We start from the raw sequence: 23,317 nt of genomic DNA on the forward strand, positions 1-23,317 counted from the left end.
CCCCTCAGGCGAACAGCGCGTCGATGTCGGCCTGCGAGATCTCGGCGCCGCCGCCCGACGGATCGGGAGGCGGAGCGGGAGGGCTGGCCGGCTTTGCAACGGACGGAGGGGCGGACGGGGCGGGCGGGGCGGGAGGCGGCGGGGGCGGCGCGGGGTGGGCCGCCGGCTCCGCCCGTTCCATCACCTGCGGGATCTGGCTGGCCAGCCCGTCGAACAGGGCGTCGATGTCGTCCTGGCTGACCTCCGGCCCGCCCAGCTGGGGGCCGTTCAGCAGGTGCGCGTCGGGGCGCGTGTCGCCCAGCTTGCGGTGGGAGCTTGCCGTCTCGGGCGCCGGGGCCTCGGCCATGCGCTCCACGCCCCAGATCTCGATCATCGTGTTCACGCGCTGCTCGATGTAGCGCAACGTGTTGACGACCTTGGTGGTGCGCTGGCCGGTGATGTCCTGGAAGGAGCAGGCGGTCATGATCTCGATGCACCAGGCCTCAATGGCGTCGACCATCTCCGCGATGTCCGGGTCGCTGCGCGGGATGCCCTGGGTGATCTCCTGGATCTTTTCCGTGGCGTTCAGGATGTCGGTGGTCGCGCGCTCCGTCGCGGCGACGATCTCGTCCAGTTCCCCGGTCGCCGCCTCGATGCGGTTGGATCCGGTGTCGGCGGGGCGGAGTGCGGCGATGTCGCTGCGCGTCTCGCGCACCACCTGGGTGATCGCCGTCAGCTCCTGCTGGAGCGCCAGCCCATCGGTAAGCCCACTGGCCGGCCCGGCCGCCGAGGGCATACGGGCGATGGCGCCCGGCTCCACGCCGCGCAGGCGGTTGACCTGCTGCTCCAGCGCGTTGGTGACGCGGTTGAGGTCGTCCGTCACGATCGCGCGCGACCGGCGGTCCCGCATGCGCAGGAAGGCGCGGCCGCGCGCCGTCTGCGACAGCGCCTCCTCCATCTGGAGATAGTCCTGCTCGGTCAGTTCCAGCAGAGGAACGTCGCTCATATCCGTCACCGTCGGCGGAGCCCCGGGTCCTGAAGTGGTGCCGACCGGCCATGCGCCGATCGAACGGTGACGCTGACGATACTCCCGCCCGCGCCCCGCGGCAAAGCCGGCGCACAGCACCCGCCCATGCCTGCGTCGCATTGCCGTATTAAAGAAAGCCTTAATGCATCTTCCACAGCTACGCGATGTCGCACCTTTCGCGACGCCGGGGACGGGTGGCCAGAGGGATCAGGGATGGATCAGGGCTGAATCAGGGGGGAGACGAGGTGCCTTCCCCTCCTCCGCACTTTGGCCGGTGGGGTGACATCAGGGCGAAAATCCACAGGGGTGGCGCCCAGAAGAAGGGTGCGCCGGACACGAGCCAGGCCGCGGTCGCCATGCGCATGGCTTCGAAGGGCATCGCGGCCAGCGGCACCGCCGGCTGGCCGTTCGGGGAGCGGTGTTTCGGGGGCATCGGCATTTCGGTCCTCAACCAGCTTCACCTATACTCCGCAACCGGAACCCGGCACAATCATAGTGCTCCCGCAACGGGCATATGGCTCCCACAACGGCGCGAGGGCTTGCACGGCCCGCCGTTTTCTCCCAAATCTGCCGCTCCGGCACAGATTTCCAATAAAGATCCCGGAGGGTCATCGTGATGAAGAGGACGGTTCGGTTCGCGGCGGCGGCGTGCGTGGCCGGGCTCCTGGGTTTTGCCGGTATCGGCGGGGGAGTACCGGCCCCGGCGTCGGCGGCGCTGCCCGCGGGCATCGGCGGCGCCACGACCATCGCCCCGATGCTGGAGCAGGTGACCCCGGCGGTGGTGAACATCGCCGTGCTGTCGCGGGCCCCGCAGGCGGAGAACCCCTTGCTGCGCGACCCCTTCTTCCGCCGCTTCTTCAACGTGCCGGAGCAGGAGGCGCGGCCGCAGGTCAGCGCCGGCTCCGGCGTGATCGTGGACGCGCGGCGCGGCTACGTCGTCACCAACGCACATGTGGTGGAGAACGCGCAGGAGATCGCGGTCACGCTGAAGGACCGTCGGCGCCTGCGCGCCAAGCTGGTCGGGCGCGACGCCGCGACGGACATCGCGCTGCTTCAGATCGGTGCCGACAACCTGACCGCCTTGCCCTGGGGCGATTCCGACCGGCTGAAGGTCGGCGACTTCGTGGTGGCCATCGGCAACCCCTTCGGCCTCGGCCAGACGGTGACGTCGGGCATCATCTCGGCGCTCGGCCGCAGCGGGCTGAAGGTGGAGGGGTACGAGGACTTCATCCAGACCGACGCGTCGATCAACCCCGGCAACTCCGGCGGCGCGCTGGTGAACTTCAACGGGGAGTTGATCGGCATCAACACCGCCATCATCGGCCCGGCCGGCGGGTCGGTCGGCATCGGCTTCGCGGTCCCCGTCAGCATCGTGCGGTCGGTGATGGAGCAGCTGGTCGAATACGGCGAGGTGCGGCGCGGCCGGCTGGGCGTCGCGATCCAGGACCTGACCCCCGACATCGCCGAGAGCATGAGCCTGACCGGCGACGCCGGCGCAGTGATCGCCAAGGTGGAGCCCAACTCGCCCGCAGACCGGGCCGGCATCCGCAGCGGCGACGTGGTGGTTGCGGTGGAAGGCCGCCCGGTGCGCAGCGCCACCGACTTCCGCAACCGGCTCGGCCTGCTGCGCGTCGGCACGCCGGCTCAGGTGACGATCCTGCGCGGCGGCAACGAGCGCACCCTGACCGTCCGCACGGCGAAATAGCCCCGGATGGGAAACAACCAAAAATGATCGGGCGCCCCCCACTCCCCCGCCGGCCGCAGGCGCCGGCCGCGCCCGTGGTCGGCGCGGCCCAGCGCCAGCGCGAGGTCGCCAAGCTCCTCATGCAGCTCGACGCCATGCTGAAGAAGGCGGGCGTGCTGGCGGCCACGGCGCGCGAGCGCGTTTCCGTGGGCGGCATGGGGCGCTACCGGAAGTTCACCAAGAAGGTGCGCGACTTCTTCGCACTGGCCGCCGTCACCCAGGAGCGGCTGGACGCCGCCCCGCAGGAGATGGAGGAGCTGATCGGGCCGATGACCACCGCGCTGGAACGCCTGCACGCCCGCATGGTGATCCTGTTCGTGGAGGAAAGCGTCGGCTTCTTCGGCACCTTCGCGCGGGTGAAGGCCCTGCCCATCGGCACGCACGAGATCGTCGGGGTGGAGCTGCGCGCGCTGATGGAGGTGCGCAAGTTCCTCGACGACCCGTTGTACGACGGGGAGCGCGGGCAGTCCCTGCGCGTGCAGGCGGACCGCATCGCCGGGCTGATGCGCGCGGTCATGGAGCGCTGCCCGCCGCTGCCCGACTTCGGCGACGAGCCGAGCATCGGCCCGACCGGGGCGGTGAACAAGCCGATCCGACCGCCGCGCCGCGCCGCCGGCCCCCGGCCGGCTGCGCCGCTGCCTCAGCCGGAACCCCGCGTGACGGACCCGCGCCTGGAGGTCCGCCCACTCAGCCTCGACACGCTGGACGACGAAGACTAGGGACGACGAGGACTAAGCGCTATGGTGCGGGCAGCGGCCGCGGCTCCGGGTCGCCGTCCAGGCCTTCGCCGGGCGCCCGGTCGTTGACGGCGCAGATCCGCTGCATCACCGCCGCCTTCGGCGAGGCGACCTCGCCATGCTCGTAGGCGACGACTTGAAGCCGATCCCGCGCCACCGCCAGAAGTTCCCCGCTGCGCAGCAGGAAGGAGGGGGAGGAGGGGCGGCCGAAGCGGGCGTTGCCGATGGCGAAGGTCTCGTAGATCAGCACGCCGCCTGGTTCCAGCGCGTCGAGCAGGGCGGGGAACAGGGGGCGGTGCAGGTAGTTGGTCACCACGATGGCGGCGAAGCGCCGTGCCGTCAGCAGCGGCACGGGTTCCCCGGCCTCCAGGTCGGTCTCCACCAACTCCACGCCCGGCGTGCCGGTCAGGTCGGCGACGCCGCGCAGGTCCCGGTCGGCCCCGACCACCGGGTGGTTGCGGGCGAGGAAATGGCGCAGGTGGCGGCCCGACCCGCAGGCGAGATCGAGCACCGTGCCCCCCGCCGGAACCAGCGGCGCGAAGCGCGCGACCCAGGGGGACGGGGGGTTGAGGGCGGCGTGCGATGACGATGTGGAGGGCGGCGCGGACACGGGCGGGGCTCCCTTGGGACGGACGGGCGGGACAACGGACGGGGCGCGGACGGGCGACGTTTGACGGTGACGGCGCGCCGTGCTGAATTAGCGGCCGAGCACTTCCGGTTCAACACCTTGGAGCATCCGACGGGGACATGATCCTCTTCGTTCTGAAATGCACGGCCGACCACCGATTCGAGGCCTGGTTCCGCAACGGCGACGCCTACGAGGCGCAGGCCGCTTCGCGATCCATCGCCTGCCCGGTCTGCGGCGACACCCACATCGCCAAGGCCCCGATGGCGCCCAACATCGCCAAGGGGCGGGGCAAGGAGACGGCTCCCCCGCCGGACGCCGCGCCGCCCGCCGCTCCACCCTCACCCGCGGCCCAGGCGGTGATGCCGGCCCCGGCGGAGGGGGCGGCACAGACCTCGGCTCCGGCCCCGGTTCCGGCCGACGAGGCGCGCCAGCGTTTCGCCGCGGAGATGATGCGGCAGCTCACCGAGATGCGCCGCACGGTGGAGGAGAACTGCGACTACGTCGGCGACCGCTTCGCCGAGGAGGCGCGCCGCATCCATTATGGTGAAAGCGACCCGCGCGGCATTTACGGCGAAGCTTCCGCCAAGGATGTGGAAGAGTTGCGCGAGGAGGGTGTGGCATTTCATCGCATCCCTTGGCTTCCCCGCACGAACTCCTGAGGTTCTGGTCACACGTTATCCAACGTTCTCCTCGCGTGCCGATCGCGCAGACTGCGCGACGGCCGCTCCGGAACAACCGTGCCGAGCTTAGTCAAGCCGCTTTTTAGCGGTTGTTCCACATCAAAAATGTTGACGGGACAGAGCATTACAAAGACCATAGGCTCAGAGTGTCTAATATGACCCGTCAAAAATCGCTCGGCACTCGCGAGGGGACGCACTATGAAAGAAAACGCTCAGAGGATTCTCGCGAATCCCAAATTCCAGGAGCTGGTGCAGAAGCGCAGCGCGTTCGCGTGGACGCTGTCGATCGCCATGCTCGTCATCTACTACGGCTTCGTCCTGCTGGTCGCGTTCGGCAAGGGGTTCCTCGGCACCCCGATCGGTTCCGGTGTGACCACCTGGGGTATCCCCGTCGGCCTGTTCACCATCGTTTCGGCCTTCATCCTGACCGGCATCTACGTCAACCGGGCGAATGGCGAATTCGACGAGCTGAACCGGCAGATCATGGAGGAGTCGAAGTGATGCGTTCGCTGGTCAATCGTTTGGGCGCCGCGGCCGCCGCGGCCGGTGCGCTCGTGCCCGCGTCGGTGTACGCGGCGGCGGTCGAGGGTCAGGTTCAGAAGCAGGCGACGAACTACGAAGCGATCGTCATGTTCCTGATCTTCGTGCTGCTGACGCTCGGCATCACCTTCTGGGCCGCGCGCCGCACGAAGTCGGCCAAGGACTTCTACGCCGCCGGCGGCGGCATCACCGGCTTCCAGAACGGCCTCGCCATCGCCGGCGACTACATGTCGGCGGCCTCCTTCCTGGGCATCGCCGGCCTCGTCTACACGTCGGGCTTCGACGGGCTGATCTTCTCGGTGGGCTGGCTGGTCGGCTGGCCGATCATCCTGTTCCTGGTGGCGGAGCGCCTGCGCAACCTCGGCAAGTACACCTTTGCCGATGTGGCCTCCTACCGCTTCCAGCAGACCCCGATCCGCACGCTGGCCGCCTGCGGCTCGCTGGCCACGGTGACCTTCTACCTGATCGCCCAGATGGTCGGCGCGGGCAAGCTGATCCAGCTGCTGTTCGGCCTGGACTACATGGTCGCGGTCGTGCTCGTCGGCGTCCTGATGATCGCCTACGTGACCTTCGGCGGCATGCTCGCCACCACCTGGGTGCAGATCATCAAGGCCGTGCTGCTGCTGTCGGGCGCGTCCTTCATGGCCTTCGCGGTGCTCGCCAAGTTCGGCTTCAGCCCCGAGGCCCTGTTCGCCAAGGCCACCCAGGTCCACACCAAGGGCCTCGCCATCATGGCGCCGGGCGCCCTCATCAGCGATCCGGTCTCGGCCATCTCGCTGGGCATGGCGTTGATGTTCGGCACCGCCGGCCTGCCGCACATCCTGATGCGCTTCTTCACGGTGTCGGACGCCAAGGAAGCCCGCAAGTCGGTGTTCTACGCGACCGGCTTCATCGGCTACTTCTACATCCTGACCTTCATCATCGGGTTCGGCGCCATCGTGCTGCTGCTGGCCCCGGACGCGAACGGCGCCTATCCGTTCCTGAAGGCCGCCCCGGCGGCGGGCAAGCTGGCCAACCCGGCCGACCTGATCGGCGGCTCCAACATGGCGGCCATCCACACCGCGAACGCGGTGGGCGGCAGCCTGTTCTACGGCTTCATCTCGGCCGTGGCCTTCGCCACCATCCTCGCGGTGGTCGCGGGCCTGACGCTGGCCGGCGCCTCGGCCGTGTCGCACGACCTGTACGCCTCGGTCATCGCCAAGGGCCGCGCGTCGGAGCATGACGAGATCCGCGTGTCGAAGATCACCACCGTGATCATCGGCATCGTCTCAATCTTCCTCGGCATCGCGTTCGAGAACCAGAACGTGGCCTTCATGGTCGGCCTCGCCTTCGTCATCGCGGCCTCGGCGAACTTCCCGATCCTGCTGATGTCGATGTTCTGGGGCAAGATGACCACCCGCGGCGCCGTCATCGGCGGCTGGATGGGCCTGATCTCGTCGGTCACGCTGCTGGTGCTGGGCCCAACGGTGTGGAAGTCGGTGCTGGGCAACCCGGCCGCGATCTTCCCGTACGACAACCCGGGCGTGTTCACCATCCCGCTGTCCTTCATCGCGATCTGGTTCTTCTCGATCACCGACAACAGCCAGACCGCCCAGGACGAGCGCAAGGCCTACGAGGCCCAGTACATCCGGTCGCAGACCGGCCTGGGTGCCGAAGGCGCGTCCGCCCACTAAAGCATATGGTCGCACCCACCTTCCGCGCGCAGCGGAGCTGGTGTAATCTTCCAGGCGCCCCAAGACACGCTCTTGGGGCGCCTTTTTATATGTCCTTTGCTCAGCGGAGCGGGTCTTGTCCGACTCTCTTGATTCCGGCGCTTTCGATTTCGCCGTTCCTCCTTTCGATCGCCTGACCCCGGCCGAACAGGCGCGTCTCGCGGCCAGTCTCGACCTCGGCCTCTACGCCAAGGACAGCGTGATCCTGAAGCCGGGCGAGCGGGCGGACTGCCTCTACGTCGTCATGCGGGGGCTGGTCCAGGAACGCCGGGGCGGCGAGGTGGCGGCGGTGCACGGTCCCCACGACAGCTTCGGCCTGCAGGCGCTGTTCGGGGACGACACGGCGGGCGGGCCGGACGGCAGACCAGGGGAGGGCGGCGGAGCCGTCGCCTGCGTCGCGGCGGAGGACACCATCTGCCATCTGGTCCCGCGGCAGGCGCTGGTGGAACTGGCGCGCGACAACCCCGCCTTCGGCGACTGCATCTACCAGGATTTTGGGGACAAGCTCCGCGCGCTGTCCAGCGAGCGGGCCAACCGCGAGATGGCGGCGCTGACCATGGCGCGCATCCGGCAGGCTTACCTGCACCCGCCGGTCTTCGTCAACGCCGCGGACAGCCTGCGCGACGCCGCGCTGGCCATGAAGCGGAACCAGGCGAGCAGCGTGCTCGTCCGGGAGGGGAACGCTGCGGAAACCGGCGCTCCGGGCGGCCGGATCGGCATCCTGACGGGGACGGATCTGCGCGACCTCGTGCTGCTGGACGGTTGCCCGGTGGACAGCCCGGTCGGCCCGGTCGCGCGCTACGAGCTGCTGACGCTCGACCGCGACGACCTGCTGTTCAACGCGCTGATCCTGATGGCCAAGCATTCGGTCCGCCGGCTGGTCATCATGGAGCATGGCGCGGTGGCGGGCGTGCTGGAGCAAGCCGACCTGCTGGCCCTGCTGTCCAACCATTCCCAGGTGATCGCGCTGCGGGTGGACCGCGCGGTGTCGCCGGACGATCTCGCCCAGGCCAGCCAGGACATCGTCGGGCTGATCCGCACCCTGCACGGGACGGGGGTGAAGGTGTCCTTCATCGCCGACCTCGTGACGGAGCTGAACCGCAAGATCTTCCGCCGCCTGTTCGAACTGCTGGCCCCGCCGGACCTGCTGGCGAATTCCTGCCTGATCGTGATGGGCAGCGAAGGGCGTGGCGAACAGCTGCTGAAGACCGACCAGGACAACGGGCTGATCCTGCGCGACGGCTATGAATGCCCGACCCTGAAGGAGGTGACCGCAGCCTTCACCGCGCGGCTGGTGGAGTTCGGCTACCCACCGTGCCCTGGCAACATCATGGTGTCCAACCCGGACTGGACGCGCCCGTTGGCCGCCTACAAGGACGCGGTCTTCCATTGGATCCACCGGCCGGACGAGACGGCGTCGATGAACCTCGCCATCTTCTACGACGCCGCGGCGGTGGCCGGCGACGCGTCCCTGCTGGCGGAGGTCAAGGGCTACCTGCTCTCGCGCCTGCAGGACAACCAGATGTTCTTCACCGCCTTCGCCCGCCCGGCGCTGGCCTTCGACACGCCGTCGGGCCTGTTCGGCGGCCTGTTCGAGCGCCGGCGCAACGAGGCGCTGGACATCAAGAAGGCCGGCATCTTCCCCATCGTGCACGGCATCCGGGCCCTGGCGCTGGAGAAGCACATGGCCGAGACCAACACGGTGGACCGCCTCTGGGCGCTGGCCGACCGGAGCGTGCTCGACCGCGGCTTCGCGGGGGAACTGGCGGAGGCCTTCACCTTCCTGTCGACGCTGCGGCTGAAGGCACGGGTGGACAGCTCCGCGGCCGGCACGCAGACCGACAACCTCGTCCGCATGGAAGACCTCGGCAAGCTCGACCGCGACCAGTTCAAGGATTGCCTGGGGCTGGTGAAGAAGTTCAAGGAATTCATCGCCTACCATTTCCACCTGAATCACTGATGTCCAACCGTTAGATCCATTGGGGAGTGCCGGGCATGCCGATCGACTTCACGGCCCGCGCGAAGGGCCAAGGATTGACCGACCCCGACTACGCCTTCCTTCTGGCCGAGGAGGACACGGGCGAGCGGGTGGCGATCCATTGCGAGGCCACCTCCTACGACAAGGCCACGGCCGACCTGCGCAGCGTCGTCGCGGTGCGCATCCGCGGGACGCGCATCCTGGCCAGCCAGCACCTCGCGCTGTCCTTCTGGCCGACCGAACCGGCGGAGCCGGCGCTGGCGCGCCTGCTGCGCTTCATCGGCAACCGGCCGCTGGTCGGCTATTACCTGGACTTCACCGTGGCGATGCTCGACCGGCTGGTGCAGCCGATGATCGGCATGCCCCTGCCGAACGAGACGGTCGAGGTTTCCAGCCTCTACTACGCGCGCAAGACCAAGATTCCCGGCAAGAATGCGGTGGACCTGCGGTTGGACAGCATCCTGCGCGACCTCGACCTGCCGCCGCGGACCGGCGACGACGCCTACGCCCACGCGCTCGCCGCGGCGATGGTGTGTTTGCGGCTGGAAGCGTAACGATGGGCGTCACGCCGCCTTGGGGCGGCGCAGGCCGTCGGCGGGGATGGTCAGGGTGAAGGTCGTCCCGCGCCGGTCGGCGGAGCCGCGGTCGATGTGCAGCGACGCGCTGGCCTGCTGGCTCAGCGCCTGGACCAGGACGAGCCCCAGCCCGCCGTTCTTCCGCTGCGGGCTCGGCACACCCGGCGGCAGGCCGGCGCCATTGTCGCGCACGGTCAGGCGCATGCCCTCCGGATAGGGCAGCAGCTCCACGGCCACCGTGCCGGGATGGCCGGTGGCAAAGGCGTGCAGCAGCGCGTTTGACACCAGCTCGCTGGCGATCAGAGCGAGCGGCGTCGCCTGGTCCACGTCCACTGTCCAGGGCTCCGCCTGCACGGTCAGCCGCGCGCCGGTGGGGTTGGTGGAGCGCACCAACCCATCGCAGAGCTGGCGCAGGTAGTCGGCGAAGTCGATGCGCGCCGGCTGGTCGGAGCGGTAGAGCAGTTCCTGCATCAGGCTCATGCACTGGATGCGGCGCAGGCTTTCGTCGAAGGCGCGGCGCGCGGTGTCGTCGATGCGCGCCGCCTGCAGGCGCAGCAGGCTGCAGATGACCTGCAGGTTGTTCTTCACGCGGTGCTGCACCTCCTTCAGCAGCACCTCCTTGTCGGTCACCGCGGATTCCAGCTGGGCGTTGGTGTGCTCCAGCTCGGCGGTGCGCTGGTGCACGCGCTCCTCCAGCGTGTCGTAGGCGTGCTGGAGCGCATCCTCCGCCTCGCGTTCGCGGCGGGTCCGCTTGATGGCCAGCGTGCCGATCGCACTCACCGCCAGCAGCGCCGCCAGCCCGTAGGTCGCGTAGGCCCACAGCCGCTCGTGCCAATGCTGCATCACGCTGGCCCGCGGGATGGCCACCTCGGCCATCAGGGTCGTGCCGTCCACGCGCCGCTCCACCGCGATCTGCGGTTCCTGTCTGGACGGGGCGGCCCCGGATGAATCTGTGGACTCATCCTCTCCGGCGGTCTCGCGCAGAAGGATGGTCCCGTCGGCCTTGCGCAGGGTGATGGAGCGCGCATAGTCCAGGTCGAAGGACTTGTAGATGTCACGGATGTAGCGCGGTGAGACCGACACCACGGCGACGCCGCGGAACTGGCCCGGAGCGGCCTCCAGCGGGCGGGCCAGCAGGATCAGCGGCTCCTGGGTGAAGCGGGTGTTGTCCAGCGGGCCGATGAACAGCGCGTCATCGGTCTTCAGCGTCTGGAAGAAGTCCCGGTCGGCCGAACTCATGTCCGGCGTCGGAAACTGGCGCGTGGTCAGCACCGCCTTGCCGTCGCCGTCGACCAGCCAGATCGACACGACGTAGGGCGTGCTGCGCGCGAGCGCGGTCAGGCGGTCGAAGGCCGCGCGGTCGTTCGCCAGGGGCATGCCCGGCGGCCCGGCCAGCGTGACCGCCTGCTTCAGGATGAGGTCGCTGGTCTCCACCAGCCGGGCGGCGTGCTCGGCCACCAGCAGGCTGACGTTCCCCGCGGTGTCGCGGGCGTGGCGGATCGACGCCTCGCGGTCGCGCCAGGCGAACAGGCCGGACAGGCCGAGCGTCAGCACGATGGCGACCGCGCAGACGATCAGCACCAGCGCCGTGCCCGGCAGCCGGTAGAGGAAGGACGGGTGGGAGCGAAGGGCGCGAAGGGGCATGGAGCCGCCATGTGGTGGTCCGGTCCGGCGAAGCCAACACCCACCGTCGAGGCAAGGTTCCGTGGGTACGCCCGTTGAACCGCCCCGTTGAACCGGCAACCGCCGCCGCCTATTGTCGACGCCGAAACGGTGTGACGCGGCGCGCACCGTGCGTCAGGAGGACGGGCCCATGAAGATCGACGGCGTTGCCTACCGGACCATCTGGCTGGCCAAGGACGGCTGGTCGGTCGACATCATCGACCAGACGAAGGCGCCGCACGACTTCGCCGTGGCGCGCCTGACCAGCCTGGAGGCGGCGGCACACGCCATCCGCGCCATGCTGGTGCGCGGCGCGCCCCTGATCGGCGCCACCGCCGCCTACGGCGTTGCGCTGGCCTTGCGGGCCGACCCGTCCGATGCGGCGCTGGAGCAGGCCTGCACGCTGCTGCTGGCGACCCGCCCGACCGCGGTGAACCTGCGCTGGGCGCTGGAGCGCATGCGCCGCCATCTGTCGGCCCTGCCCCCGGCGGAGCGCGCCGCCGCCGCCTACGCCGAGGCGGCGGCCGTCGCCGACGAGGACGTCGCCATCAACCGCTCCATCGGGGAGCACGGCGCCGCGCTGATCCGGCAGGTGGCGCGGGGCAAGAAGCCCGGCGAGCCGGTCAACGTGCTGACCCACTGCAACGCCGGCTGGCTCGCCACCGTGGACTGGGGCACCGCACTGGCCCCGATCTACGTCGCTTTCGAAGAGGGCATCAATCTCCACGTCTGGGTGGACGAGACGCGCCCGCGCAACCAGGGCGCCAGCCTGACCGCATGGGAGCTGAACCACCACGGCGTGCCGCACACGGTGATCGTGGACAACGTCGGCGGCCACCTGATGCAGCATGGCATGGTCGACCTGTGCATCGTCGGCACCGACCGCACGACGGCGACCGGCGACGTCTGCAACAAGATCGGCACCTACCTGAAGGCGCTGGCCGCCCACGACAACGGCGTGCCCTTCTACGTGGCGCTGCCATCGCCGACCATCGACTGGGGCATGGCCGACGGCGTGAAGGAAATCCCCATCGAGGAGCGCGACCCGCGCGAGGTGACCGAGCTGACGGGCATCACCGCTGACGGCCGGATCGAAACGATCCGCGTTACCCCCGCCGGCAGCCCGGCCGCCAACTACGGCTTCGACGTGACCCCGGCCCGTCTGGTGACGGGGCTGGTGACGGAGCGCGGCGTGTGTCCGGCAACGGAAGCTGGGCTGCTGGGGCTGTTTCCGGAGCAGCGCGCGGTGGCTTAACTTATTGCCCCCTCCCTAACCCTCCCCCGCTTTCAGCGGGAGAGGGGACTGCCGCCGCGTTGCGAATCTTCCCTCTCCCGCGAAGCGGGGGAGGGAGGGGGCAAGGTGGTCTCACCCCACCGGCTCCAGCCTCCGCCGCCGTGGCGGGTTGCCGCCCTTGCAGGGGGTGTAGCCATCGGGGGCCAGCTGGCCGAGCGTGATGCCGGTCGCCCCGGCGATTTCCCCCAGATGCTCCAGCCCCAGCGCCCGGACGGCGGCGAGCGCGATGCGGCCGCAGGCCTCGGCGTCGCTGCCGGCGCGGTGATGGTCGAGCGCGATGCCCAGGAATTCCGCCAGGTAGTTCAGCTTGTGCGCGGCCAGATGGGGCCAGGCCTTCCGCGACAGCGTCACCGTGCACAGGTAGGAGCAAACCGGCCAGTCCAACCCATAGTCGGTCAGGGTATGGCGCAGGACGCTGAGGTCGAAGGAGGCGTTGTGGGCCAGCACCAGCCGCCCCTCCAGCCGCTGGCCGAAGCGCGCCCACACCTCCGGGAATTCCGGCGCGTCGGCGACATCCTCGGCGCGCAGCCCGTGGACGGCGGTGTTGAAGGGGTTGAAGCGCATCTCCCGCGGGCGGATCAGATGCTCTTCCGTCTCCACGACCCGGCCGTCCTCGATCCAGGCCACGCCGATGGAGCAGGCGCTGGTGCGTTGCTCGTTGGCGGTTTCGAAGTCGATCGCGACCGCATGGAGTCCGGCGGGGGGCATGGGATACCGCATCGATCCCCCGTCAGCCCAGGATCAGCCGGGTGACGTCGTCCGGCAGGTCCCCGTCCAAGGCGAGCAGGCGGACGCGCAGCAGGCTGGCCACGGCGATCGCGTCGGTGATCCCGCCGCTCTTGGCCATGTCGTAGGCTTCGGCGAAGGGCACGCGGCGCAGCTGCAGGACCTCCGTCTCGTCCGGGCAGGAGGCGCCCTGCTCCAGGCCCCAGGCCAGGAAGCAATAGGCGGTCTCGTCGGTGATGCTGTTCGACAGGTGCAGCGTCAGGATCGGCAGCCAATGGCGCGCCGTCTGCCCCGTCTCCTCGACCAGCTCGCGCTGGGCCGACAACAGCGGGTCGACGCCCTTCTTGCCGCCGCCCTCCGGGATTTCCCAGCTGTACTGCTTCAGCGGGAAGCGGTATTGGCCGACCAGGGTCACGCAGCCGTGGTCGTCGATCGGGACGATCCCGGTCGCGAGGTGCTGCGCGTGCATGACGCCGTAGATGCCGGGGCTGCCCTTCGGGGTCAGGACATCGTGCTCGACGACCTTCATCCAAGGATTCTCGTAGATCGGTTTGGTGTTCAGGACGGTCCAGGGATTGCCGGTCATGTGCGGCACGCCGAAACTCCATCGGGGTGGGGCGGGGCGGGGTGGGGCGGGGTTGAGGCCAGACGAACTATAGGGTGCGACCGGCGATGCTGCAACGCGGGGCCGACGTCCGCCCCCGCGATCACCGCGATGTCCCGCCGCCCGACCGGTTTTTCTACGCCAACAAAAAGCCGCGCGAACGGTCGGGACGGCCGGGTCCGTTCAGGATACATTTCGTAAAATTTGCGGTTTATCGAAGACATTCGTGATGTGATATTTTGTTACAACTTATGCAAAGATCAGTTTCTTGACAGGCGGAATGTTGGGGAATACCTCTATATTGAGAGGTAATCGCGATTTGCAGGGATTGATAACCGCATTTCGCTAAAATGCCATGCGGGTGGTGTGGAGGGCCGGCTTGGACCTTCGGGAGCGGGAGCGCTGGCGCAACACGGATTGGCGCCATCCGGACTGGCGGACGAAGGTCGCCGCCTGGTGGGAAGGCTATGACCTGTCCGCCCTGGCCCGCGCGTCCCAGGCCGCCGCCATCGCCCGGCGCTCGCTTCCCGGTCCGGTCGAGAGCATCGGCGCCGCTCCCGCCGGTGCCGCGGCCGGCGGACCTCCGCCCGACAGCCCGGACACGGCCGCGAACCCGGAGTTGGAGCGGCTGGAGACGTTGCAACTCGACCGACAAGGCGAGCCGGTCTGGTCCGTGGCCCGCAGCGAGGGGGCGCAGATGCTCTGGGGCGACGACGCCGTCGGCCCGGGCGACGCCCAGTGGATGGTCGACGCCGTCCGCCCCTTCGGGTTGAACCCGGCCAAGAGCGTGCTGGACCTGAGCGCCGGGCTCGGCGGGGCCGCGCGCGGAATCGTCGGCAGCTACGACACCTGGGTCACCGGGCTGGAAAGCTCGCCGCTGCTGGCGAAGCTGGGCATGGACCGGTCGAAGGCGCTGGGATTGTCGAAGAAGGCGCCTATCGGCCACTACGACCCGGAGCATTTCAACCAGGCGGGCTCTTTCGACCTCGTGATGGCCGACCGGCTGCTGCACCGGGTGCGCGACAAGGAGGTGTTCCTCGACCGCGTCTGCGAGTGCGTGAAGCCCAAGGGGGGCGTTCTGCTGTTCGATTACGTGATCGAGGGCACGCCCAACAGCTGGGACCACTGGAACGGCTGGCGCGACGCGGAGCCCATGGAGGTCTACCCCTGGTCCACGGCGCGGATGGCGGACGAGCTGATCCAGCGCAACCTGGACGTCCGCATCACCGAGGATCTGACGCAGCTGCACCGCCGGCAGGTGGTGGACCGCGTCCGCCGACTGGGCGAGGCGCTGACGGTCGCGATCCCCGACGCCCGCCTGCTGAAGGCGCTCGGCCGCGAACTGGCCTTGTGGTGGGCCCGGCTGCGTGTGCTCGGCAACGGCCTGCGCTTCTGCCGCTACGTCGCCATGCGCCCGGCGTGATTGGGCCGTCCGGGTCGTCACGAACAAGCCCGCACCACCACCTTCCGCTCGGCGGCGAACTTGCGGGCGGAGTCTTCGACCAGCCCCCGGATCAGGGCGCGGCGCGGTTCGATGCGGTCGGAGACGACGCGCCAGCGCCGGCCATCCCACTGCTGCACCCACAGGGGCGTCATGCCCTCATGGTCGGCGCAGGTCGTGCGCAGCGGCAGCATGAAGCCGTCCAGGCCGAGCGCGGCCAGACGTTCCGCGGTCAGGTCCAGGTGGTCGAAGCCCCAGGCGACCTGCGCGCCGGTCAGTGGCTTGCGCCCGTGCTGGCCTTGCGCGGTGCGGATGGCCTCGACCAGCACCGCGGCGTTGAAGACGCCCCGGTTGTACAGAACCGTGCCGACCTGCGCGGGGTCGCCGGCGCCCAGCCCGCGGGCGAGGACCTGGGCCTTGATGGCGCGGATCACCGGGTGGTCGGCACCGGCCGCATGGAAGGCGATGGCCTTGTAGCCGACGGCGGCGGGGCCGACCGGGACCACGTCCTGCTCCGACCCGGCCCACCAGACCCCGATCATGCGGTCGGCCGGGAAGCCGGCCGCCGCCGCCTCGCGCAGGGCGGTGGAGTTCTGCACACCCCAGCCCCACAGGACGACGTAGTCCGGGCGGTATTGCCGGGCGATCTGCATCCAGACCGCCTTCTGGTCCAGCCCCGGCGGGGCGACGGGGTAGCTGCGCATCTCGAACCCGAAGCGGGCGCGCAGGGCCTCCAGCATCGGCAGCGGCTCCTTGCCGAAGGCGCTGTCGTGGTAGAGGTAGGCGATCCGGCGCCCACGCAGCTGCTCGGTCCCGCCGAGCTGCGTGGCGATGTAGCTGACGGCGGCGTCGACGCCCGTCCAATAGCTGGCCGGGGCGTTGACGGCAAAGGCGAAGACCCGCCCGTCCGACAGGTCGGCCCGCCCATAGCCGGAGGCGAAGACCGGGATGCGGTCGGTCGCGCTGCGTTCGACCAGGGCGTTGGTGATGCCGGTGGACAGGGACAGCACGGCCGCCGCGCCGGTCGGCCCCTTGGCCTTCAGCCGCTCGTAGCAGTCCACGCCCCGGTCTGTGATGTAGCCGGTGTCGCACTCCTCCAGCGCGATCGGCACGCCGCCGATGCCGCCGTCGCGCTGGTTGACCAGGGCGATGTAGTCGGCCACCCCGTCTGCGAAGGGAATGCCGTAGGGCGCGTAGGGGCCGGTGCGGTAGACGAGGTGCGGGAAGAACTGCGCATCCGGGGGAATGTCCGCAGCGGTGGTGGTGCCAAGCGGCGCCAGGAGGAACAGGGCCGCCAGCAGGCCGGTCAGGCAGTGCGCGCGCGTCCCCATGCTGTTCCCCCGCCCCGTCCGGTTTTAGTTAGGCCCATTTTAGTATGGGCCCATTTTAGTATGAATTGGGGGCTTTTAGTACGAATAGAGCGGTCCTCCTACCTCTTCGGTTTCCGGCCCTTTGAAGGGCTACGGCACAGGCACTAAATCAGGCGCTTGAGACTTGCGGCGGCCAATGCGCCCGCCGGGCGCTGCACAAACCAATGCGCCCGCCGGCCGCCGCACAAAAATGAACCAAAGGCCCAACGAGCCATAGGAGGGGTACCGTGACCACGTTCACCGGTCAGGACACGTTGAAAACCCGTCGCTCCCTGTCCGTCGGCGGCAAGAGCTACGACTACTTCAGCATCAAGGCCGCGGAGGATTCCGGGCTCGGCGACCTGTCCCGCCTTCCTTATTCGATGAAGGTGCTGCTGGAGAATCTGCTGCGCTTCGAGGACGGGCGCACCGTGTCGGTGGACGACGTGAAAGCGGTGGCCAAGTGGCTGCAGGACAAGAGGTCGGACCGCGAGATCGCCTACCGCCCGGCGCGCGTGCTGATGCAGGACTTCACCGGCGTGCCCGCCGTCTGCGACCTCGCCGCGATGCGCGAGGCGATGGCGACGCTGGGCGGTGACCCGAAGAAGATCAACCCGCTGGTGCCGGTGGACCTGGTCATCGACCACTCGGTGATGGTCGATTATTTCGGCGACGCCGCCGCCTTCGAGAAGAACGTCGAGCTTGAGTTCGAGCGCAACCTGGAGCGCTACGCCTTCCTGCGCTGGGGCCAGAAGGCCTTCAACAACTTCCGCGTCGTGCCGCCGGGCACCGGCATCTGCCACCAGGTGAACGTCGAGTATCTGGCGCAGGGCGTGTGGACCGACACGGATCCGGCCGGCAAGTTGGTGGCCTACCCCGACACGCTGGTCGGCACCGACAGCCACACCACCATGGTGAACGGCCTGGGTGTGCTGGGCTGGGGCGTCGGCGGCATCGAGGCGGAGGCGGCCATGCTCGGCCAGCCCATCTCCATGCTGATCCCGGAGGTCGTCGGCTTCAAGCTGACCGGCCGCCTGAAAGAGGGGACCACCGCGACCGACCTCGTGCTGACCGTCACGCAGATGCTGCGCAAGAAGGGCGTGGTCGGCAAGTTCGTGGAGTTCTACGGGCCGGGCCTCGACCACCTGACGCTGGCAGACCGCGCGACCATCGGCAACATGGCCCCGGAATACGGCGCCACCTGCGGCATCTTCCCGATCGATTCGGAAACCATCAAGTACCTGACCTTCACCGGCCGCGATTCCGACCGCGTGGCCCTGGTCGAGGCCTACGCCAAGGCCCAGGGCATGTGGCGCGACACCAGCACGCCGGACCCGGTCTTCACCGACACGCTGGAACTGGACATGACGACGGTGGAGCCGTCGCTGGCCGGCCCGAAGCGCCCGCAGGACCGCGTGCCGCTGTCCCAGGCCTCCCAAAGCTTCGGCGGTGACCTGGTGGGCGCCTTCAAGGCGGACGATGCCAACCGGTCCGTCGCGGTGAAGGGCGCCGACTACGCCCTCGACCAGGGCGCGGTGGTGATCGCCGCCATCACGTCCTGCACCAACACCTCCAACCCCGCGGTGCTGGTCGCCGCCGGCCTGCTGGCCCGCAAGGCGGTGGAGAAGGGGCTGACCACCAAGCCTTGGGTGAAGACCTCGCTGGCGCCGGGATCGCAGGTGGTGACCGACTATCTGGCCAAGGCCGGCTTGCAGCCGTACCTGGACCAGCTGGGCTTCAACATCGTCGGCTACGGCTGCACGACCTGCATCGGCAACAGCGGCCCGCTGCCCGACCCGATCGCCGCGGCGGTGGAGGAGGGCAACCTCGTGGTCGCCGCCGTGCTGTCGGGCAACCGCAACTTCGAAGGCCGCGTGAACCCGCACACGCGGGCGAACTATCTGGCCTCCCCGCCTCTGTGCGTCGCCTACGCGCTGGCCGGCAACATGAAGATCGACCTGACCAAGGACCCGCTGGGCACCGGCAGCGACGGCCAGCCCGTCTACCTGAAGGACATCTGGCCGTCGAACCAGGAGGTGCAGGACGCCATCAACGCCTCCCTCTCGGCGGAGATGTTCCGCAGCCGCTACGGCAACGTGTTCGAAGGGCCGGCCCAGTGGCGCGGCATCCAGACGGCGGAGGGCCAGACCTACCAGTGGCTGGCGGGCTCCACCTACGTGAAGCTGCCGCCCTTCTTCGCGGACATGCCGAAGACCCCGGCCCCGGTGTCGGACGTGCGGGGCGCGCGGGCGCTGGCCGTGCTGGGCGACAGCATCACCACCGACCACATCTCCCCCGCCGGCTCCATCAAGAAGACGGCCCCGGCCGGCGAGTATCTGTTGAGCCATCAGGTGCGCCCGCAGGATTTCAACTCCTACGGCGCGCGGCGCGGCAACCACGAAGTGATGATGCGCGGCACCTTCGCCAACATCCGCATCCGCAACGAGATGCTGCCGGGCGTGGAAGGCGGCGAGACCAAGCATTTCCCCTCCGGCGAGCGGCTGCCGATCTACACGGCGGCCATGCGCTACGCCCAGGAAGGCGTGCCGCTGGTGGTGATCGCCGGCAAGGAGTACGGCACCGGCTCCAGCCGTGACTGGGCGGCCAAGGGCACCAAGCTGCTGGGCATCCGCGCCGTCATCGCCGAGAGCTTCGAGCGCATCCACCGCTCCAACCTGGTCGGGATGGGCATCCTGCCGCTCCAGTTCAAGGACGGCCTGACCCGCAACGACCTGAAGCTCGACGGCACGGAGACCTTCGACATCGACGGCATCGAGCAGGACCTGCGCCCGCGCAAGGACGTGACCATGACCATCACGCGTTCCAATGGCGAGACGCAGAAAGTGACGCTGCTGCTGCGCATCGACACGGTCGATGAGGTCGAATATTACAAGAACGGTGGCGTGCTGAACTACGTGTTGCGGAACTTGGCGGCGTAGACTCTTCGCACACACTTGAAGCGCTGCGGCAAAATGAAAGGATCGCTTTCCAAGTCTTGACGGAAGCGGCCCAGTGGCCTTAGGATTGAAGACGCGGCCGGGGAGACCATCCCCGGCCGCGTTGACTCTCCGATCCTCTGCGCGTGTTGAGCATCCGATGCCGAACCTGCAAGACATCATCGACAACCCCGAAGCGCTGCAAGCTTCCGTTCAGAGGATGATGAACTATCGCGGCAGCCGTTGCGAAGTCAGCCTCAACCATGGCATCCGCACGACGGAGGAGCTGGACCAACTGGTCCGCAGCGCGCCCGCCGACGTCGTGGACATCAAGGCCTATCAACGCATCCTGGGCATCGACGCCGAATGACCGGTTCATCGGCCGCGCCGGAGCGTTCCGGGTTCGCGTTTTCCGACGAAGCACGGCACCGCATCTTTTCGGAATACGTGTCCTATCTGCTCAAAGCCTGCGACGTGTTCCGTGTGCCTCACAAGCATCTGGAATACAGCGAGCGCGAACTGGCGATGGCTGTGGAAGAGTCGGAAATCGATCTGCGCGCAATGCTCGCGCGCCGGTCACCGACGCGGGGAATCTCCCAGGGCAAGATCGCCGGCGTGCTGGCCTTCCGCCTCAGCCGGTTCAAGATCGTGCATTTCCGCGAAGACGGTTGGGCCAACAGCAACTTTCATCTGGTTCAGGAGCTGGCGGCGACGCTGCTTGTGCGGAAGCTGTTCGTGCAGCGCGGCGTTCCGGAAAAGAACATCCTGGAACTGAGCTACCAGTTGAGCCGGCGCCACGCCAATCAGGAAACCGCTGGCCTGTTCTTCGACGCATTCGTGGTCGAGCCGGCTGGATAGCCAAGCGCGTTTCACATCGTCCCTACGTCACCCGCGCCAGCGCCCCCGTCGACCGTTTGACCGCGTACATCGCCTGGTCGGCGTGGATCAGCAGGTCGCGGGCGGTCAGGCCGTCTTCGGGGTAGAGGGCGATGCCGACCGACAGGCCGACCGTCACGCATGTCCCTTCCACCTCCATGGGGGCGGAGACGGCGTCGCCGCATTTGCGGGCGACCAGTTCGCTGGCGGCCCGGGCGTCCTCCTGTTCCATCAATAGGATGGCGAACTCGTCGCCGCCGATGCGGGCGACGGTGTCGGCGCTGCGCAGCACGCCGATCAGGCGGCGCGCCACCTGCCGCAGCACCTCGTCGCCGGCGCCGTGGCCGAGCGTGTCGTTGATCGGCTTGAAGCCGTTCAGGTCGATGTAGAGCAGGGCGAACGGACGGCCGTTGCGATCCGCCCGCGCGATCGCCTGGCGCAGCAGCTCCTGGAACATTGCGCGGTTGGGCAGGCCGGTCAGGGCGTCGTGGTGGGCGATGTGCGCCATGCGCGCTTCGCTCTCCCGCAGCGCGGCCTCCTGCTCACGCAGCTTGCCCAGCAGGTAATTGAAGCCCAGCGCCAGATCGCCGACCTCGTCCCGCCGTCGGATGGGCAGCGGGGCCAGCGGGATGGCGCCGTCGGCCATCATGTGCATGCGCCGCGCCGCCTCGCTGAGGGGGCGGAGGATGAAGCGGATGATCAGGGTCACCAGCACCGTCATGACCACCAGCGTGATCGCGCTGACCGCCGCGACCAGGTGCCGGACGTCCTCGACCGACTGGAAGGCCTCCGCCGTCGGCAGGCGGGCGACGATGAACCAGCCCGGCGTGGGGACCGAGGCGATGGCCGACAGCTCCTCCTCCCCGGCGGCGTTGACCGTGATGCCGGTGCCCCGGTACCCCGCCATCGCCCGGTCGTGCAGCAGGTTCACGCCGGTCGGCGGCGTGCTGGACAGGACCATGTCGGGCTTGTTGGCGGCGACGAACAGCTTGTCGCGCGGCGACACCAGCAGGAACCCGCCGGTGCGGCCGATCCGGTTCTCCTGGACGAGGTTGAGGAAGCCCGGCGCCATCAGCGCGGTGCCTCCGGCCAGGATCGCCACCGGCGCCCCGTCGGGTCCTGGCACCGGGGCGGCCATGATGATGACCGGTTCCCCGCTCAGCACGCTGCGCGCCGGCCGGCCGATGGCGGGCGCCCGGCCGTCGCGGGCGGCCAGGAACCAATCCTTGGCGGAATTGTCGACGCCGCTGCGGCCGGGCACCGGCGGGTATTCCGCGATCACCCCCTTGCCGTCCAGCGGCAGCACCGCCATGCCCTTGGAAAACAGCGCCGACGCGTCCTGCCGTTCGGCCAGCCACGCCGTCAGGCCGGCCGGGTCCGACAGCAGGCGGCGAGGCATGGCGGCGACGGAGCGTTGCAGCAGGTCTAACCGCGCCTTGAACTTCTCGTCGATGTCGTGCGCGACGTAGGTGGCGATGGACATCTGGTGGCCGGCCGACAGGTCCTCGACCTTGTCCTTGAAGAAGGAGGACAGGAAGACGATCCGCACGACGGCGCCGAAGATCACCAACGCCATGCCGACCGCAACGACTCGAAACGCGATGCTGGAGCCATGGCGACTCAGTTTCTGGGCGATGCCAGTCACCATCCACACGTCCCGACGGTCAGAAAAACGTCAAAGTTGTCTCAATCCCAAGCATCAATGCGACAACAAACAATGTCAATTCTGGCTTGGTTCATAGGCTTGCCGAACCATCATACCGGAGATTGTCGACCGGCGGTGTTCACGGCGACCGGAAAACACCCGATTTCTCAACATTCGGTTGCTGTATTGCGTCAGCCGCCGGATTTTTCCGCCCAGCCGGCCGCCCGCACCTCCGCGGCGAAGCTGCGGCTGACCGGAACGCGCAACCCATTGCGCAGCACCAGCGTCAGCTTGCCGTCGGACTTGCGCTCCACGCCGCCGACGGCCGCCGCCGAAACCCAGTAGGAGCGGTGCACCTGCCGGCCATCCAGCCCGGACAACTCGGCGATCGCGTCGCGCAGGCGCATCAGGATCAGGTCGCTCCCTTCCGCCGTGTGGACGCGGACGTAATGGTCCTCCATCTCCAGCGCCAGCAGGTCGCGGCCGAGCCTCACCGGAAGCCGGGCGAAGAAGGGGGGCTCCGCCGGTGGAAGCCAAGCCTGTGGGGCCGCGGCCGGCGGGGTGGGAACCGCGCCGGAGGCCGTTGCGTGTGGGGCCGGGAACCCACGCCCATGCAACTCCATCCAAAGCGGGACGGCGGACGCAAGCGCGGTGACGACGGTGACGTAGACCAGCAGCTCGGCCAATCCCAGCGGGTGCAGGAAGTCGTGGCCGCGCACCGACCATTCCAGCAGGGCGACGGCCAGGGTGACCAAGAGCACGGTCACCGCCGCCACGCCGGCCAATATGGGCAGCCATGCCCTGGCCCGGTCCTTCAGCAGGCGGAGGGCGGCGTAGGTCAGCAGTTCGAAGGCGATGCTGCCGAATCCGATCAGCCCGCCCCAATAGGCCAGCCTCTGTGCCAGCGTCAGCTCGCGGAAGGTCCCGAAGGGACCGAGCACGACCAGGACGGCCACCGTCGCCAGGAACACCAGCAGGCGCTGGCGCAGCAGCCGGTGCCCGAAGTGGAGACGGGGCCGGCCAAGCTCGGGGGAGCCCGTTCCGTCCGGTCCCGGCGTTTCACGCATCGTGAACAGCATGGCCCTGCATTCCGCGAAGGCGGCCCCCGCCGATCCCGCATCGGTCGTGGCGCGCGACCGCCGCCGTCCGGCAAAGGAAGGCGATCGATCGACCGAACCATGACT

At 68.8% G+C, this 23,317-nt stretch carries 22 protein-coding genes; 13 read left to right on the forward strand and 9 right to left on the reverse strand.

The features are described from left to right. Positions 1-4: 4 nt before the first annotated feature. Positions 5-985, reverse strand: a complete 981-nt coding sequence (locus M2351_RS01650; RefSeq protein ID WP_264654428.1) for a protein phosphatase CheZ — start codon at positions 983-985, stop codon at positions 5-7. 163 nt (positions 986-1,148) lie between these two features. Here M2351_RS01650 and M2351_RS45040 point away from each other — a divergent pair, with 163 nt between their 5' ends. Next, positions 1,149-1,289, forward strand: a complete 141-nt coding sequence (locus M2351_RS45040; RefSeq protein ID WP_406567353.1) for an SH3 domain-containing protein — start codon at positions 1,149-1,151, stop codon at positions 1,287-1,289. Here the strand turns inward: M2351_RS45040 and M2351_RS01655 are convergent. Beyond that, positions 1,236-1,439, reverse strand: a complete 204-nt coding sequence (locus M2351_RS01655) for a hypothetical protein (RefSeq protein ID WP_264654429.1) — start codon at positions 1,437-1,439, stop codon at positions 1,236-1,238. The two genes, M2351_RS45040 and M2351_RS01655, sit on opposite strands and share 54 nt — an antisense overlap. 183 nt (positions 1,440-1,622) lie before the next feature. On the opposite strand from M2351_RS01655, the gene M2351_RS01660 reads away from it, so the two are divergent. Next, positions 1,623-2,711 carry a Do family serine endopeptidase gene (locus M2351_RS01660; protein ID WP_264654430.1) on the forward strand — a complete coding sequence of 363 codons (1,089 nt, stop codon included), beginning with the start codon at positions 1,623-1,625 and terminating at the stop codon, positions 2,709-2,711. A 23-nt stretch (positions 2,712-2,734) separates the two neighbouring features. After that, entirely contained in the window at positions 2,735-3,469 is a 735-nt protein-coding gene (locus tag M2351_RS01665; RefSeq protein WP_264654431.1) for a hypothetical protein, read from the forward strand. A gap of 19 nt (positions 3,470-3,488) precedes the next feature. On the opposite strand, the gene M2351_RS01670 is transcribed toward M2351_RS01665, so the two are convergent. After that, positions 3,489-4,097, reverse strand: a complete 609-nt coding sequence (locus M2351_RS01670; RefSeq protein WP_264654432.1) for a class I SAM-dependent methyltransferase — start codon at positions 4,095-4,097, stop codon at positions 3,489-3,491. Positions 4,098-4,234: 137 nt separating this feature from the next. On the opposite strand from M2351_RS01670, the gene M2351_RS01675 reads away from it, so the two are divergent. The 5 genes from M2351_RS01675 to M2351_RS01695 all read left to right on the forward strand — a co-directional run bounded on the left by M2351_RS01675 (position 4,235) and on the right by M2351_RS01695 (position 9,579). Beyond that, positions 4,235-4,774 carry a DUF1178 family protein gene (locus tag M2351_RS01675; RefSeq protein WP_264654433.1) on the forward strand — a complete coding sequence of 180 codons (540 nt, stop codon included), beginning with the start codon at positions 4,235-4,237 and terminating at the stop codon, positions 4,772-4,774. A gap of 219 nt (positions 4,775-4,993) precedes the next feature. After that, positions 4,994-5,296, forward strand: coding sequence for a DUF485 domain-containing protein (locus M2351_RS01680; protein ID WP_264654434.1), 303 nt, complete (start codon positions 4,994-4,996; stop codon positions 5,294-5,296). Then, positions 5,296-7,008 (forward strand): cation acetate symporter, encoded by a 1,713-nt coding sequence (locus M2351_RS01685; protein WP_264654435.1) that lies wholly within the window; start codon positions 5,296-5,298, stop codon positions 7,006-7,008. Before M2351_RS01680 ends, M2351_RS01685 begins: the two co-directional genes overlap by 1 nt. Before the next feature lie 115 nt (positions 7,009-7,123). After that, positions 7,124-9,007, forward strand: coding sequence for a putative nucleotidyltransferase substrate binding domain-containing protein (locus M2351_RS01690; RefSeq protein ID WP_264654436.1), 1,884 nt, complete (start codon positions 7,124-7,126; stop codon positions 9,005-9,007). 35 nt (positions 9,008-9,042) lie between these two features. After that, the gene (locus M2351_RS01695) at positions 9,043-9,579 is read left to right on the forward strand and encodes a 3'-5' exonuclease family protein (protein ID WP_264654437.1); all 537 of its coding nucleotides are present in this window, start codon (positions 9,043-9,045) and stop codon (positions 9,577-9,579) included. 9 nt (positions 9,580-9,588) lie between these two features. On the opposite strand, the gene M2351_RS01700 is transcribed toward M2351_RS01695, so the two are convergent. Next, the gene (locus M2351_RS01700) at positions 9,589-11,244 is read right to left on the reverse strand and encodes a sensor histidine kinase (protein ID WP_264654438.1); all 1,656 of its coding nucleotides are present in this window, start codon (positions 11,242-11,244) and stop codon (positions 9,589-9,591) included. A gap of 169 nt (positions 11,245-11,413) precedes the next feature. Here M2351_RS01700 and mtnA point away from each other — a divergent pair, with 169 nt between their 5' ends. Further along, positions 11,414-12,517 carry an S-methyl-5-thioribose-1-phosphate isomerase gene (mtnA, locus tag M2351_RS01705; protein WP_264654439.1) on the forward strand — a complete coding sequence of 368 codons (1,104 nt, stop codon included), beginning with the start codon at positions 11,414-11,416 and terminating at the stop codon, positions 12,515-12,517. A 111-nt stretch (positions 12,518-12,628) separates the two neighbouring features. Here mtnA and M2351_RS01710 read toward each other — a convergent pair whose 3' ends face one another. Continuing rightward, a complete protein-coding gene (locus M2351_RS01710) occupies positions 12,629-13,264 on the reverse strand; it encodes a 3'-5' exonuclease (RefSeq protein ID WP_264654440.1) in 636 nt (211 codons plus the stop codon). Between the two features lie 22 nt (positions 13,265-13,286). Further along, on the reverse strand, positions 13,287-13,868 hold the full coding sequence (locus tag M2351_RS01715; protein WP_264656819.1) for an NUDIX domain-containing protein: 582 nt from the start codon (positions 13,866-13,868) through the stop codon (positions 13,287-13,289). A gap of 397 nt (positions 13,869-14,265) precedes the next feature. Between M2351_RS01715 and M2351_RS01720 the strand changes: the two genes are divergently transcribed. Further along, a complete protein-coding gene (locus M2351_RS01720; RefSeq protein WP_264654441.1) occupies positions 14,266-15,309 on the forward strand; it encodes an SAM-dependent methyltransferase in 1,044 nt (347 codons plus the stop codon). 17 nt (positions 15,310-15,326) lie between these two features. On the opposite strand, the gene M2351_RS01725 is transcribed toward M2351_RS01720, so the two are convergent. Then, positions 15,327-16,658 carry an ABC transporter substrate-binding protein gene (locus M2351_RS01725; protein ID WP_264654442.1) on the reverse strand — a complete coding sequence of 444 codons (1,332 nt, stop codon included), beginning with the start codon at positions 16,656-16,658 and terminating at the stop codon, positions 15,327-15,329. A gap of 266 nt (positions 16,659-16,924) precedes the next feature. On the opposite strand from M2351_RS01725, the gene acnA reads away from it, so the two are divergent. The 3 genes from acnA (at position 16,925) to M2351_RS01740 (ending at position 20,470) form a co-directional block, all read left to right on the forward strand. Beyond that, entirely contained in the window at positions 16,925-19,615 is a 2,691-nt protein-coding gene (gene acnA, locus M2351_RS01730; RefSeq protein ID WP_264654443.1) for an aconitate hydratase AcnA, read from the forward strand. A gap of 157 nt (positions 19,616-19,772) precedes the next feature. After that, entirely contained in the window at positions 19,773-19,982 is a 210-nt protein-coding gene (locus M2351_RS01735; RefSeq protein ID WP_264654444.1) for a hypothetical protein, read from the forward strand. Then, positions 19,979-20,470: a hypothetical protein gene (locus tag M2351_RS01740; protein ID WP_264654445.1), complete on the forward strand. Its 492-nt coding sequence runs from the start codon at positions 19,979-19,981 to the stop codon at positions 20,468-20,470. Before M2351_RS01735 ends, M2351_RS01740 begins: the two co-directional genes overlap by 4 nt. Before the next feature lie 22 nt (positions 20,471-20,492). Here the strand turns inward: M2351_RS01740 and M2351_RS01745 are convergent, their stop codons facing one another. Then, positions 20,493-22,136, reverse strand: a complete 1,644-nt coding sequence (locus tag M2351_RS01745; protein WP_264654446.1) for a GGDEF domain-containing protein — start codon at positions 22,134-22,136, stop codon at positions 20,493-20,495. A 188-nt stretch (positions 22,137-22,324) separates the two neighbouring features. After that, positions 22,325-23,212 (reverse strand): LytTR family DNA-binding domain-containing protein, encoded by an 888-nt coding sequence (locus M2351_RS01750; RefSeq protein ID WP_264654447.1) that lies wholly within the window; start codon positions 23,210-23,212, stop codon positions 22,325-22,327. Positions 23,213-23,317: the final 105 nt, after the last annotated feature.

It is taken from the genome of Azospirillum canadense (assembly GCF_025961225.1).
In the GTDB taxonomy this organism is placed as follows: Bacteria; Pseudomonadota; Alphaproteobacteria; order Azospirillales; family Azospirillaceae; genus Azospirillum; species Azospirillum canadense.

Bases quoted from the DNA above. Each gene is read 5' to 3' on its own strand.
- M2351_RS01650 (WP_264654428.1), bottom strand. From the start codon at position 985: ATGAGCGACGTTCCTCTGCTGGAACTGACCGAGCAGGACTATCTCCAG.
- M2351_RS01710 (WP_264654440.1), bottom strand. From the start codon at position 13,264: ATGCCCCCCGCCGGACTCCATGCGGTCGCGATCGACTTCGAAACCGCC.
- M2351_RS45040 (WP_406567353.1), top strand. From the start codon at position 1,149: ATGCATCTTCCACAGCTACGCGATGTCGCACCTTTCGCGACGCCGGGG.
- M2351_RS01680 (WP_264654434.1), top strand. From the start codon at position 4,994: ATGAAAGAAAACGCTCAGAGGATTCTCGCGAATCCCAAATTCCAGGAG.
- M2351_RS01695 (WP_264654437.1), top strand. From the start codon at position 9,043: ATGCCGATCGACTTCACGGCCCGCGCGAAGGGCCAAGGATTGACCGAC.
- M2351_RS01745 (WP_264654446.1), bottom strand. From the start codon at position 22,136: ATGGTGACTGGCATCGCCCAGAAACTGAGTCGCCATGGCTCCAGCATC.
- M2351_RS01655 (WP_264654429.1), bottom strand. From the start codon at position 1,439: ATGCCCCCGAAACACCGCTCCCCGAACGGCCAGCCGGCGGTGCCGCTG.
- M2351_RS01740 (WP_264654445.1), top strand. From the start codon at position 19,979: ATGACCGGTTCATCGGCCGCGCCGGAGCGTTCCGGGTTCGCGTTTTCC.
- M2351_RS01735 (WP_264654444.1), top strand. From the start codon at position 19,773: ATGCCGAACCTGCAAGACATCATCGACAACCCCGAAGCGCTGCAAGCT.
- mtnA (WP_264654439.1), top strand. From the start codon at position 11,414: ATGAAGATCGACGGCGTTGCCTACCGGACCATCTGGCTGGCCAAGGAC.
- M2351_RS01715 (WP_264656819.1), bottom strand. From the start codon at position 13,868: ATGACCGGCAATCCCTGGACCGTCCTGAACACCAAACCGATCTACGAG.
- M2351_RS01685 (WP_264654435.1), top strand. From the start codon at position 5,296: ATGCGTTCGCTGGTCAATCGTTTGGGCGCCGCGGCCGCCGCGGCCGGT.
- M2351_RS01750 (WP_264654447.1), bottom strand. From the start codon at position 23,212: ATGCTGTTCACGATGCGTGAAACGCCGGGACCGGACGGAACGGGCTCC.
- M2351_RS01665 (WP_264654431.1), top strand. From the start codon at position 2,735: ATGATCGGGCGCCCCCCACTCCCCCGCCGGCCGCAGGCGCCGGCCGCG.
- M2351_RS01725 (WP_264654442.1), bottom strand. From the start codon at position 16,658: ATGGGGACGCGCGCGCACTGCCTGACCGGCCTGCTGGCGGCCCTGTTC.
- M2351_RS01700 (WP_264654438.1), bottom strand. From the start codon at position 11,244: ATGCCCCTTCGCGCCCTTCGCTCCCACCCGTCCTTCCTCTACCGGCTG.
- M2351_RS01660 (WP_264654430.1), top strand. From the start codon at position 1,623: ATGAAGAGGACGGTTCGGTTCGCGGCGGCGGCGTGCGTGGCCGGGCTC.
- M2351_RS01675 (WP_264654433.1), top strand. From the start codon at position 4,235: ATGATCCTCTTCGTTCTGAAATGCACGGCCGACCACCGATTCGAGGCC.